The 13,545-nt window shown below is 39.6% G+C and carries 11 protein-coding genes; 4 read left to right on the top strand and 7 right to left on the bottom strand.

Annotated elements, in window-relative coordinates; all coding sequences use genetic code 11:
- Position 1 precedes the first annotated feature (1 nt).
- Positions 2-1,291, top strand: coding sequence for a voltage-gated chloride channel family protein (locus AC04QZ_RS11750; RefSeq protein ID WP_478357916.1), 1,290 nt, complete (start codon positions 2-4; stop codon positions 1,289-1,291).
- Between the two features lie 246 nt (positions 1,292-1,537).
- On the opposite strand, the gene AC04QZ_RS11745 is transcribed toward AC04QZ_RS11750, so the two are convergent.
- On the bottom strand, positions 1,538-2,839 hold the full coding sequence (locus AC04QZ_RS11745) for an HAD-IB family phosphatase (protein WP_478357915.1): 1,302 nt from the start codon (positions 2,837-2,839) through the stop codon (positions 1,538-1,540).
- Entirely contained in the window at positions 2,839-3,801 is a 963-nt protein-coding gene (locus AC04QZ_RS11740) for an NAD-dependent epimerase/dehydratase family protein (RefSeq protein WP_478357914.1), read from the bottom strand. Before AC04QZ_RS11740 ends, AC04QZ_RS11745 begins: the two co-directional genes overlap by 1 nt.
- Positions 3,802-3,872: 71 nt before the next feature.
- Here AC04QZ_RS11740 and AC04QZ_RS11735 point away from each other — a divergent pair, with 71 nt between their 5' ends.
- From AC04QZ_RS11735 to AC04QZ_RS11725, 3 genes are all read left to right on the top strand, one after another.
- On the top strand, positions 3,873-5,054 hold the full coding sequence (locus tag AC04QZ_RS11735) for a formimidoylglutamase (RefSeq protein WP_478357913.1): 1,182 nt from the start codon (positions 3,873-3,875) through the stop codon (positions 5,052-5,054).
- 128 nt (positions 5,055-5,182) lie between these two features.
- On the top strand, positions 5,183-5,389 hold the full coding sequence (locus AC04QZ_RS11730; RefSeq protein WP_478357912.1) for a hypothetical protein: 207 nt from the start codon (positions 5,183-5,185) through the stop codon (positions 5,387-5,389).
- A 119-nt stretch (positions 5,390-5,508) separates the two neighbouring features.
- Positions 5,509-6,654 carry a redoxin domain-containing protein gene (locus AC04QZ_RS11725; protein ID WP_478357910.1) on the top strand — a complete coding sequence of 382 codons (1,146 nt, stop codon included), beginning with the start codon at positions 5,509-5,511 and terminating at the stop codon, positions 6,652-6,654.
- A 68-nt stretch (positions 6,655-6,722) separates the two neighbouring features.
- Here AC04QZ_RS11725 and AC04QZ_RS11720 read toward each other — a convergent pair whose 3' ends face one another.
- From AC04QZ_RS11720 to AC04QZ_RS11700, 5 genes are all read right to left on the bottom strand, one after another.
- Positions 6,723-7,229, bottom strand: a complete 507-nt coding sequence (locus tag AC04QZ_RS11720; protein ID WP_478357908.1) for an SMI1/KNR4 family protein — start codon at positions 7,227-7,229, stop codon at positions 6,723-6,725.
- A gap of 11 nt (positions 7,230-7,240) precedes the next feature.
- Positions 7,241-8,512: a phosphoribosylamine--glycine ligase gene (gene purD, locus AC04QZ_RS11715; protein ID WP_478357907.1), complete on the bottom strand. Its 1,272-nt coding sequence runs from the start codon at positions 8,510-8,512 to the stop codon at positions 7,241-7,243.
- Positions 8,513-8,640: 128 nt separating this feature from the next.
- Positions 8,641-9,516, bottom strand: a complete 876-nt coding sequence (locus tag AC04QZ_RS11710) for an SDR family oxidoreductase (protein ID WP_086548706.1) — start codon at positions 9,514-9,516, stop codon at positions 8,641-8,643.
- Positions 9,517-9,700: 184 nt separating this feature from the next.
- A complete protein-coding gene (locus AC04QZ_RS11705) occupies positions 9,701-10,462 on the bottom strand; it encodes an enoyl-CoA hydratase/isomerase family protein (protein WP_478357906.1) in 762 nt (253 codons plus the stop codon).
- 119 nt (positions 10,463-10,581) lie between these two features.
- The gene (locus tag AC04QZ_RS11700) at positions 10,582-13,272 is read right to left on the bottom strand and encodes a carboxypeptidase-like regulatory domain-containing protein (RefSeq protein ID WP_478357905.1); all 2,691 of its coding nucleotides are present in this window, start codon (positions 13,270-13,272) and stop codon (positions 10,582-10,584) included.
- Between the last annotated feature and the right edge of the window lie 273 nt (positions 13,273-13,545).

Here is a 13,545-nt window from a genome sequence, read left to right as displayed (position 1 = left end):
AATGCCTGTTAAAAAACTAACAGAAGGATTTCTTCTGTCTATCAAACATTTTATTAAACGCGACTTCGGATTACTCTTCATTAGCACTTTAAAGTGGCTGTTTATCTCTGCAATCCTGGGTGGGATTATTGGTTCAGCTTCTGCTTTATTTTTAGAAACTTTAAACTGGGCAACCCATTACCGTGAGCAGCACCTCTGGATAATCGCCTTTTTACCAATCGCAGGGCTACTCATCGGCCTGGCTTACCATTACTGGGGTGCAAGCGTTGTAAAAGGCAACAACCTCTTGATTGAAGAATTGCAATCACCCAAAAATGTGATTCCGCTAATCATGGCACCACTCATTTTTGCAGGCACAATTATTACCCACTTATTTGGTGGATCGGCAGGAAGAGAAGGCACAGCGGTGCAAATTGGCGGAGCCTTTGCAGATCAGTTTACCAAACTGTTTAAACTTAAAGCCAGAGATAGAAAAGTGATCCTCATCTGTGGGATCAGCGCTGGTTTTGCTTCTGTTTTCGGCACACCATTGGCAGGAGCTGTATTCGGATTGGAGGTTTTTGTTATTGGAAGTTTAACCTACGGCGCTATTCTCCCTTCATTTATCACGGCAATTATTGCCGATTATATTTGTAAGGCATGGGGGGTTGGTCATACGCATTATTCCATATCCCTGGTACCGGAGATGAATTCGGTTAATTTATTATTATCCTTAGGGGCCGGAATATTATTCGGACTAGTGGCCAGGTCTTTCTCGGCCTTAAATCACGGTTTATCAAACCTTTTCACCAAAATTAAATACCCGCCATTAAGGCCGTTTATAGGTGGAATAGTTTTAATCGGCATTATTTACCTGATCGGAAATACCCGATACATTGGTTTAGGCATTCCGGTTATTTCAGCATCCTTTGTACAACAAGAAGCGTATTATACATTTGCGATCAAGTTATTTTTAACTGCATTTACCCTAAGTGCAGGGTTTAAGGGTGGCGAGGTTACGCCGCTTTTCTTTATTGGTGCGACACTGGGTAGCTTTTTGAGTTTCTTCATTCCCTTACCCTTGGGCTTATTGGCAGGAATGGGCTTTGTGGCGGTTTTTGCAGGGGCTGCGAACACCCCTTTGGCCTGTATTTTTATGGGTGTAGAGTTATTTGGCACAACATCGGGAATCTATATCGCCTTAGCCTGTGTTACCGCTTATCTGTTTTCAGGCCATACGGGAATTTACCGGTCACAAAGCATCGGCGCACCTAAACATTTGCTATTGAAGCGCCATCAGTTTTTGAGGTAGGGCGCGTGGGGCGCTGGGCGTACAGAGAAAAGTGTTATTGTCATTCTGAACGCAGTGAAGAATCTACAACAAACGAAGCACTAAAAGGCAGTACTCTAAAAAAGATTCTTCGTTGCACTCAGAATGACAGATTTTAACAGGAAGATGGTCATCTCGACTGAAGCACAGTCCCGAATTTTCGGGAGAGAGATCTTTTAAAATAGATTTCTCGACTGCGCTGCACTCCGCTCGAAATGACGATACTGATTAATACAGCACCCTAAACTTTATTGTATGCTCAATCTTTTTAAGCGATTTAAACAATTGTTTATCGTACTCGGCATTGATATCGGTAATGGCGTAGCCAATCTCAGGATTGGTCATTAAAAACTGGCTCACAATATTGATATCGTGTTTGGCAAAAACAGTGTTGATTTTCGCCATAATACCCGGAACGTTTTTGTGAATGTGAATTAAGCGGTGCGATTTCTCAATTTTCGGCAATTGTAAGTTAGGAAAATTGCTGCTTAGATATGTTGCTCCAGTGTTCATAAAATCGGCAACCCGTTTCGGGATAAAATCGATATTACGTGGATTATTTTTAGGGTCATCAAAAACAACAATTCCCTGTTTGGTACATAAATCGAGGTCTATTTTATTTTTTGCATTACCTAAATAACCAATGGTTTTTAGCTTAGCTGCATTTTTTAACTGTTCCTTATTTATCTTTTCACCATCAGCCAAAAGGATAATGCCCACATCTTTTACGTACTTATCTTCAAAAGAGGTTTTATGCCTAATCGATAAACCATCATTTTTAAGAATGGTAATCGTTAAGGGATCAACCTCACCAATAACCAGACAAAGGATTCTGTTTTTAGGATAAGAAATGGCACGCGGCAGATCGTTTACGTATAAAAATTCGTCGAAACTTGGGGTTACGTGATCGGCTTTTGAAACAATGCTTTCACGGGCAATATTCTCTGTAAATGCAAAAAACTTATTGATGATACCGCTTTCACGCAGCTGGAAATCAGAATAGCCATCTCCAATACCAAATAACTCGCCTTCGAGTTTTAAATGTTGAAGTAATTTTACTTTACCACCTTCTTCACTTAAAGGATTGGCATGATCGTAATCTATAATTTTACCATCACCAGTGGTTACAAAAGTATTGGCATAAATATTTTCCTTTTTAATGTGGTACTGGCTTACCACAGGAGTAATAAACTCTTTAAATCCGCCAGAAACAATCAATACCTCATCGGCATGTTTCTTAAAAAATTCGGCATTACGCGAAAAAGAAGTAGATACTTTCTTTTTTAAATGTTTGATGAGTTGTTTTAAATGATCTTCATTTGCCTCAAGAAGTTTAACACGTTGCGCTAAACTTTCGGAGAAGGAAAGTTTTCCCTCCATGGCAAAATTGGTATAATCTTCAATTTTTTGGAAAATCGCCTCTTTATCGGGGTGGTTCTTTAGCGAAATTCGGGCAAGTTCATCAAGTGCTTCTACCTGTGTAAAGGTACTATCAAAATCGATGATGTAATAGGCTTTCTGTTTGGGCATTATCTTAAATGTTGGGTAATTTCTTTTATGCTTTCGGCAACCGGCTTAAAGGTAATGCCTGTTTCCGTTTTTACTTTATGGTTATTGTAATAACTTAAGGTTACACTGCTCTTTGCCGCATCTTTAGTGATGGAAGGCTGATTGCCAGTAAATATGGATGCAAATTTTAACGCCCTCCAGGCTATTCCGAGCATCCATGGCTTTGCTTCTTTTGTTGGTGCTTTAACGCCAAAACCCTGTGCAATTTCGCTGAACAGCGCTTTATAATGATAATCGTCGGCAGAAATGATATACCGTTCTCCCGAAACTTCGGCATCCATTAACAGGATCATCGCTTTGGCCACATCCTCCACATCAACAAAACCCGAAGCACCATCGGTATAAAACGGAAAACCACCTTTTACCAGTTTAAAAATAGCGCCACTCCCTTCAAAGCCGGCATTTTTACCTATAATGACCGATGGATTAACAATAATGGCATCTAAACCCTCAGTAATGCCCCGCCAAACCTCCATCTCACCTTCGTATTTAGACAAACCATAGGCATGTGCCTTGGCATCGTATTCCCAGAAGTCTTTCTCGGTAATTTTATTGCCTTTTTTAGCATTACCCAGGGCCGCTACCGAGCTGACGTGCAACAAGCGGCAATTATTTTCGGCACAAAGATTTACAATGTTCGAAGTTCCTTCTATGTTGACGTGAAAAAGTTGCTTTTTATCTTTCGGGTTAAAAGAGACAAATGCAGCGCAGTGGTAAACTCTGGTGATTCCAGTAAAGGCATCTTCCAGTGCAGATGGCTCATTAATATCAGCCTCAAACCATTCAATAAGTGGGTTATTCTGGATTAGTGCAGGAATTTTAGATTTCTCCCGCCTCAAGGCCCGAACAGCTAAACCCTTATCGGTTAACTGCTTAATTAATTCAGATCCTAAAAATCCAGTTCCTCCGGTTACCAGTATCATTTTATTTTTTTCGAGCTATATGTGGAAATACGCATTCAAAAATAGATATTTGAGCCGAGAGTTTTAAATATATGTCATTAACGGATTTCTTTTCCCCAATAAACCCCGATAGTTTTACACCCACGCAAGGATTTTTCACAAGTCAGCTGGGGTTAAAAGCGCAGATTTACACCGAATCGTTTCCCGATTTTGAGGAACATATCTACGATTTGGCAATTTTTGGGGTACTTGATGGAAGAGGTGCTGTGAATAATGAAGGTGCTGCCCTGGCGCCGGATTATTTTAGAGAGAAATTTTACAAACTCAACGAAGGCGCTTTTAGCAGCAGGATTGTCGACTTAGGCAACATTAAACATGGCGCAACCATTGCCGATACCTACATCGCCATCAAGATGGTGGTTTCGGAGCTGATTAAAAAAGACATTATTCCGATTATTATTGGTGGCGGACAAGACTTAACTTATGGCCAATACCTGGGTTATGAAGATTTAGAGCAAAAAGTAGATCTGGTTATTATTGATAACCAATTTGATATTGGCGATGATGACCATGAGGGAATTGCTACGCGATCGGATTGTTACCTGAACAAGATTTTCTTACACCAACCCAATTACCTTTTCAATTTTAGCAATGTCGGGTATCAAACTTATTTTGTAAATCAGGAAAGTTTGAGCGTAATGGATAAATTATATTTCGACGTACACCGTTTGGGCGAATTTGCCCAGGACATTACCTTAACGGAGCCGATAATCCGCAATGCAAACATGATTAGCTTCGATATAGGTGCTATCCGCTCTGCCGATGCTGCTGCTAATGCGAACACCACGCCAAACGGTTTTGATGGCGAAGAAGCCTGTCGCATTGCCCGTTATGCCGGCATGAATGATAAATTAACCTCAATTGGCTTTTACGAATTTAATCCTGCCTACGACAATAACGGACAAACTGCCTTCTTACTTGCCCAAATGGTATGGTACTTTGTGGATGGGTATTATGCCCGTAAAAAGGATTTCCCGCTTACCCCTAAATCGCAGTTTATGATCTATCGAACCAGTTTAAAAGATGGTTCGGGGGAAATGATGTTTGTAAAAAGCAAAAAATCAGACCGCTGGTGGATGCAGGTTCCTTATCCATCTGGTCAATCTAAAAATGAACGCTACCATCTGGTACCTTGCAGGTACGACGATTATCAGACTGCCGTTAATGGCGAAATGCCTGATTTGTGGTGGAGAACCTACCAAAAATTAAATTAAAAAACTATGTAATTTCAAAGTTGAAGTTATGTAATTTCAAAGTTGATGTTGTATATCAATGTCTTTTGTTGTATTTATAATTAAAATAATCGGCTTATTACTTTTGGCAAGATAGCAACACCAATGAGGTGGATTTACTCCTGCCAACAGATAACGGCTTTTCCGCATTTGAAATCAAAGCGACACAAACCATCACTTCTGATTTATTTAAAAACCTAGATAAATTTGAGTTAAATGCAAGTCCGCAAAAAGTGGAAAAAACATTAATTTATGGAGGCTTGGATAACCAAAAGCGTAGCAGGCATAAAATATTAAGTTGGAAATCCATGACGTAAGATGGTATAGTAATGATGAATATTATGTTCAGATAAATAATCTATCATAATTTTACACAGCGATTTACGTTTTAGCGGTACAGATTTTTATATTTGGCAAAAGATTAACTAACCCCTACATGAAAAAAATATTATTATCTGCAATGGCACTATTGCCTCTTGCAGCTTTAGCCCAAAAGCCATTTACCGTTACCGGCGACATAAAAGGATTGAAAACCGGAGATAAGGTTTATTTAATCTATCAAGGTGATGGAAAAAACACTACCGATTCAGCAACAGTAACAAATGGTGCTTTTGCATTTAAAGGAACATTGTTGAGCCCTGCACAAGGAAGTCTTTTCCTAAACAAAAATCCTTATGTTAACCGTCCGGCACAAGGCGAAAAATTAGATGCTTTATCGCTTTATGTAGAGCCTGGTAACATTAAACTGGCCGCAGCAGATTCATTAAAAAATGCAACAATTACAGGTTCGCCCGTTAATGCTGATGCAGCGAAGTTAAACGCATTAACCAAGCCGATAAATGATCAGCTTATGGCTATAGATGCAGAATACAGAGGTTATACAGCAGAGCAAAAACAAAATAAAGAGTTAGTAGGTGCACTGAGAGCTAAATTTGAAAAAGCATCAGAAGGAATGACCCCACTGTTATTGCAATTTGCAAACAACAATCCAAAATCATTTATCAGCTTAACTTCAATTAGTCAGCTGGCTTCAGATCCTGATCAGGCTGCTGTAGCAGAAAAAGCTTTTGCAGGACTTTCGCCTGAGCTTAAGGCAAGTTCAACAGGTAAAAACATTGCACAGATATTCGAAGCTGGAAGAAAAACAGCTGTAGGTGCAATGGCCATGGATTTTACACAGACTGACACTGCTGGCAAAGCGGTAAAGCTATCTGATTTTAAAGGAAAATATGTACTGATCGATTTTTGGGCTTCATGGTGTGGTCCATGCCGTCAGGAGAACCCTAATGTGGTTCTTGCTTATGAAAAATTTAAAGATAAAGGCTTTACTGTTTTAGGCGTTTCTTTAGACCGTCCGGGTAAAAAAGACGCCTGGTTAAAAGCAATCGCTGACGACAAATTAACATGGACACATGTTTCTGACTTAAAATTTTGGGAGAATGAAGTAGCCCAAATGTATGGTATCCGTTCAATTCCAGCCAATTTCTTAATTGATCCGACAGGTAAAATTATTGCTAAAGGATTAAGAGAACAAGCTTTACAAGATAAACTTCAGGAATTATTAGGCAGTAAATCAAAATAAGAAATACGCATTAAAAGAGAAAGTCACAATCAAAAATTGGGACTTTCTTTATTTTATACGGAAACGTATCAGGCAGATTTTAAGAAATCCAATACGTTTATGAAATAGTTTTCAAGCCCTTCGTAAGGGTCTTCTCCTGGAATCCACGAGGCGAATTTCCAGTATTCCCAATCTGCATTTTCAATTACCGGCGGGATTAAAAGAAAATACTGTTCCTCATCTCTTCCTCCAACAATAATGCTTCTGGCTAATTTAACTGCCACATCAAGCAATTCAATATTTTCAGTCCAGATTTCGATCAGCTGTGAATCAACATCCTTTAGAAATGCGACATCGCTTGTTTTTGAAAACGACGGATCAACGTGTTCATTTGGTGTAGTAAACCCGTTGGTGATCAATAGAAAATCTTTATAATCACCTGGCAAGGTTATACCCAATCTTGCTTCAGCTTCTTCTATCTCGGCTAAGGTGGCAGGTTGATTACCTAGCCATTTTGCCTCGGTCTGCTCAGGTGTAAAGCTAAACTCTCCTTGTTTTATGGCCGTTTCGGAAATCTTCTTCAGTATCTTTTTCAACTTATATGCTTTTAAACCAGGTCAAACCCGATATCTTCTCTGAAATATTTTCCGTCGAAATAAATTCTGCCTGCATCAGCAGTTGCCGATTGTAAAGCAGTGAACAAATCTTTTTGCAAACTGGTAATGGCAATTACCCTTCCCCCATTTGTTTTCACTACATCATTTTCTAACAATGTTCCGGCATGGAAGGCATTCGAATGGCGTAAGTTTTCGATTCCGGTAATGGCTTTGCCTTTCAGGTAATCGCCCGGGTAGCCACCGGCCACAATCATCACGGTAGCTGCTGTTTGCTCAGAAATAACCAAACTTACCTGATTTAATTGTTTATTGGCTGTTGCCAAAAACAACTCCACCAAATCGTTCTCGATCCTTGGAATTACACTTTCTGTTTCCGGATCGCCCATACGTGCATTGTACTCAATTACAAATGGCTCTTCTCCTACTTTAATCAGTCCGAAAAAGATAAAACCGGTATAATCGATATTATCCTTCTTTAAACCATCAACCGTTGGTTTAATAATCCGCTCTTCTACTTTAGCTAAAAATTCGGGGGTTGCAAAAGGAACGGGAGAAACCGAGCCCATACCACCAGTATTTAAACCAGTATCGCCCTGGCCAATCCTTTTATAATCTTTAGCTGAAGGCAGTGTGATATAATTTTCACCATCGGTTAAAATAAATACCGAAAGTTCTATGCCGCTTAAAAATTCTTCAATTACTACTGTTGCGCCTGCCGCTCCAAATTTACCGCCAAGCATTAGTTTTAATTCTTCCTGTGCTTCGATGGTTTCGGTACAGATTAATACACCCTTACCTGCCGCCAAACCATCTGCCTTTAAAACAACTGGTAAGGCATGGTTTTGCAGATAAGCTAAGCCATCTTCCAAAGTTTCGGGTGTGAAAGATTTTGAAGCTGCAGTAGGAATACCATGACGCTCCATAAACTGTTTAGAGAAATCTTTACTTCCTTCTAAAATAGCACCTTCCTTTTTAGGTCCGATAACCGGGATGTGTGCGATGGCTTCGTCGGCAAGGAAAAAATCGTGAATACCGTTTACCAAAGGTTCTTCAGGGCCTACTACAACGAGTTCGATGTTTTCGGTAAGCACTACTTTTTTAATGGCATCAAAATCGTTTACATTGATGTTGATGTTTGTACCATAAGCTCCTGTACCACCGTTACCTGGAGCAATAATTAGTTTATCGCAGTGCGAAGACTGGCTCATTTTCCAAGCGAATGCGCTTTCTCTGCCGCCTGAACCTAAAAGTAAGATATTCATATCGGCAAAGATAATAAATGAAGGATGGAAAATGGAAGATGGCTGATGTTAAATGTAAAAAGGAAACTCGATAATGAGGTAGTGTCCCCGTAAAGGCCATCATCCGTCTTACATTATTACATCTTCCCTCATTTAGCGCTTCTCGTCATTTGCTCCAGCATATCCCACATTTCGTTCGGGATTGCCTCCAGGCCATTCATCTGGCCTGCGCCCTGCAACCATTCGCCGCCATCGATGGTAATTACCTCACCATTAATATAGCCTGAGAAATCGCTCACTAAAAATGCAGCCAGATTAGCGAGCTCCTGATGGTCGCCAACTCTTTTTAAAGGTACACGGTTTTTAAAGTCAAACTTTTTGGCTAAATCGCCGGGCAATAAACGCTCCCATGCGCCTTTAGTTGGGAACGGACCTGGAGCAATGGCATTGGTACGGATACCATATTTACCCCACTCTACAGCTAAAGACCGCGTTAACGCTAAAACACCACCTTTTGCACAAGCCGAAGGCACAACGTAGGCTGAGCCTGTAAAAGCATAAGTGGTGATGATATTTAAAACTGTTGCAGCCTGTTTCTCCTTAATCCAGTGTTTACCAAAGGTAAGTGTACAGTTAACCGTCCCTTTTAAAACAATATCGATAATGGATGAAAATGCATTGGCCGATAAGCGTTCGGTTGGAGATATGAAATTACCTGCAGCATTGTTCAATAACACATCAACCGAACCAAACCTTTCCAAGGTTTTGGCCAGTACGTTTTCTACCTGTGTTACTTCTCTAACATCACAGGCAACGGCCAATACTTTGCCTCCTGTTTTCTCTTCCATTTCATCGGCAGTTTTTTGCAGTACATCCTGCTTTCTGCTTGTGATGACCAGGTTTGCACCTAATTTCAGGAAATATACGCCCATCGCTTTCCCCAATCCTGTTCCGCCACCGGTAATTACAATGGTTTTTCCCTTTAAAGCGTCTTCTCTGAGCATTGGTGCGTTATAACTGAACATAGTGCGATTGATTAATTGGTTAATTGTTTAAACTGGTTAATTGTATTGTGCAATTGCTAAGTTGTTCGATAACCAACTGTAAATTCGGTTAATCGGTTAATTATTTTATTGGTAGGAATGGTTAATTGTATAAATTGATTAATTGTTTACTGTAAATCGCTAACTGATAACTGTAAATTGAAAACTACTTCCGTTGCAGGTTAGCTAAAATTGTTTTTAAAATATGGCGCGTTGCCGGCGACCACCATTGTGCTAACATTTTTTCTAAAGTAGCTGATTGATCTGCAGTTACCGCAGCGATTAATTCCTCGCGAATATTTAATTTGCTTTGCGACCAGGTATTGCTTTCGAGCTCCATGTATTTCTTAATCTTACGCTCGGCAGCCGTTAACAAACTTTCATTTCTCACCAGTTCATCAACCAAACCCACTTTCAAAGCTTCTTCCGGACTATAAAGTTTACCTGAAAGCAAACTACGACTGGCTTCGGCTTTACCTAACCAAAAAGCATATAATTGAAAAATACTATTTGGTACAATAATACCGACAGGTACCTCATTTAGCCCAATAATATATTGTCCTTCTGCCATCACACGATAATCGCATGCCAATGCCATTACGCAGCCACCGGCTGGGCTATGTCCGCTAATTGCGGCCACTATCGGTTTTTTAAACGAAACCATATTGGCGGTGAAACCCAAAAACAACTGCCAGAAAGATTTAGCCTCATCCTTATTATAGTTGTAGAGTTCTACCAAATCCAGTCCTGCAGAAAAGAAAGGTGCTGTTCCGGTTAAAATTACACCGCCTATGTTATCATCAGCAGTAATATTTTTAAGCATATCGTCAAGCTCGGTAATCAACTCACGGTTTAGGGCATTCGATTTCCCTCTATCTAATGTGATGGTGGCCAGGCGATCTTTAACACTTACTTTAATTGTATTCATATTTTAAATAGTATCAAGATTTGAATGTTTAGTATCAAGGTCTAAATATCCAATGTTAAGATAAATACACCGCAGCATAAACTATGCATGCATACTATTTCAAATTTATCTATTTTTCTCTATTTAACATCATAAGTATAAACTTTTCTTGCCAAATGCCCTACTGCATCTATTCCTTCTACGACTACGCGATAAGTTCCAGGCTCGTCTGCATTATAAAATTCAAATTGTGCCTTTCCATCTTTATCGGTAACAACCTGTGGATTCCAATAAATAGTGGTTCTTAAATCAGCCCTGCTGCTTGAACTCTCTGCATCATATTTTGGTGAGTAAAACTCTCTCGAAATCGTAAATCCTTTTGGATTAAAGGTGACAATACCTGGAGCATAACGAGCAGTGCTTCTACCGCCATCACCACGTTTGGTGGTGATGATAATTACACCCCCGCCACCTTGCGAACCATAAATTGCCGTATTACCGATACTTTTTAAAAGCTCAATAGACTCTACATCGTTAGGATTAACATTATCCAGAAAATCGGCTTCCATTTGCATGCCATCAACAATAATATTAACAGGTATATTCTGACTACGCATTAGGTAGGGTACATTTCCTCTAAATATTACGCCGGGCAACCTACCTTGTAAACATTGCGACAGGGTAATGCAGGTAGATAACTGATCGGCCGTCATCACAAAATCGGCCCTTCCGGCACCATTTAAGTTGGATGAATTTTTCGCCGGGTTTTTCTTTTCTGTAATGGTTACTTCCTCGAGTTTAATGGTCCGCTCAAGCAAGCCTAAACGAGTCATCTCATTAAAATAATTATCACTTTCTTTAATATATTTCATTAAAGTATTATTCACGTTGATGTCGATATCGGCTCCATTTTTATTCTTGGTTACAATCTGTCCGGGAACGATATCAAGGTTAATATCTACAAACTTCCGTTCTGTTTTAGTTCTAGCCTGAACAACAAACTTTGTACTGTCGCCAAAACTTAAATTATCAAAAACAAATTTTCCTTCTGCATTGGTGACTGTATCTAAGATCGTTACCGTTCCTTTTGTAGCCATCAGCATTACTTTGCCGCCAGGCACAGGTTTATTACCTTTTGTTATTGTTCCGCTAATGGTAATAGATTGCTCGGGCTTGTAGGTAATGTTCGGGCCGACATTATTAATGATATTTCTCCAGAGAAATCTTCTCCAGCCCTGAGTAAGCATCAGGTTATCGAGCTCCCTTTGTGTTTGAAGATCATCTTTTAAGAAATAATGATTGGGTTTCTCTACGTACCCGGTCAAATCAGAGGTAAGCAACAGCGAGGTGAGAATATTCGATTCATTATTTTCATCAGGTGCAACTTTTGTTGTATTGGTAACCGCAACCGAAAAACTACCTAAAACGGGTTTACTACTGTTGGTCGCATCGAAAGTAAAAGCCGATTTTCCTCTTTTTGTGGTAGCAACTCCTGATGCGTTAAGCGATACATCAATTAACTCGGCCTTGTTATGAATAAAAACCAAACGTTCTGCCAAAGGTTGATTGCTGGCCGAAAATAAAGTAAACTGTACAATACCGGTTGGCAGGCTTTTCTTTGGAATATTAGCCACCAATACCTGTTTATCCATTTTGGCTTTCGACCCATAATATACATTGCCACCATGCTGCGCAACAACTTTTAGTTCATCGCTATTCACAAGATCGGTACTGGCCATAATTTTAACCACCACCTTACCTGTATCTAAGGCATTTACAGAAAGTGCATAACCACTTTTAACCGCTACAGGTAATTTCACCGTTTTTTCCGATCCGTCTTTGAATTTAACTTTTGCGGAATATGATTTCCCGGCCTGATTGTTAAACACAAAGTTACCCATACCTAAATAATTGGTTGCAAAGCTGGTTACTTCATTTCCCGCGTCATCAATTATACTTCCTTCTACATCTTCACCACGGCCATCGGCATTAACGGCCTTAATGGCAACTTTTTGAGGCAATTCTTCAACAAGCGTTCCCCCTTCCGGCATAAACTGTACATCAACATTGTTAGAAGTGGAGGTGATTGGGATAGATTTGATTACTTTTTGTTTGTTATCCAGCGCGATGGTCGCAATAATCTTCCCCGATTTATTCTGGAAAGATTGATTATTGGTGAAGCTAATTACCGCATCGCCTGTTAAACTTGTTTTAACTTTACCCTTGGTAACGGTACGATAATCTAACTGAACTTCATAACTTACCTCATTCTCACTGTAAGCCACTCCATTTTTATCTTCAAAATGAACTGTTGCCGTTACTTTATCTGCATTGTTCTCTTTCGTAAAACTGTAAGAAGTTTTTGTAAAAACTTTGTTAGCCCAGCTATTTCCAATCTTAATGGTCTTATCGTAAAAGAATTCAGTGCCAAAATTCCGCATGTAATTGGTATAGGCCCTAATTCTATAATTACCCTCTCCCAGTGAATCTGTTAACTTAAAATCACCCCAGGTAATCCCTCCCATAATGGGTAATTTAACCAGCTTTTTTAGCGAATCTTTTTCATTGATCAGCTCTACATACAGGATCTTACTGATGCCTGAAGGCGCCGAAGTTTTGGTATTTACAACATAAGCTTTGAACCAAATATCGTCGCCGATGGCATAATAGGGCTTATCTAAGTGAAGGTGGACTTTTTCCTGTGGATATTTACTGGTGTAATCTTCGAGTTTTTGTAAAAGCTGACTAAACGGATCATCATCCATTTTAAATGCGGCGAAAACAACAAGCAGAGATAAAAAAGTGATTGCGAGAGTAATTTTGAGTTTCATGTGGTTAGGTAACAAATAAATACGCGTCAAGGTACAAAACCTAAGGCATATTTTTATGAAGATACCATGAAATTTAGTCTCACTTCTAAATCCTTAGTTGAAAGCAAAATACAGCTTAATCGAAATGGATTCGGAAATGAAAGGATTCTGCGCATTTGGTGTCCGTTGTTAATAAACCCCGACAGCCATAACATATTGCCTTTCCTTATCAAAAAAAACATTCTTTCAGGGCAGGGTGATTTGGAAATGAGGGGTTCTGACCACCTGGCATCA

It is taken from the genome of Pedobacter folensis (assembly GCF_056490665.1).
This window is presented reverse-complemented; position numbering and strand designations above follow the sequence as displayed.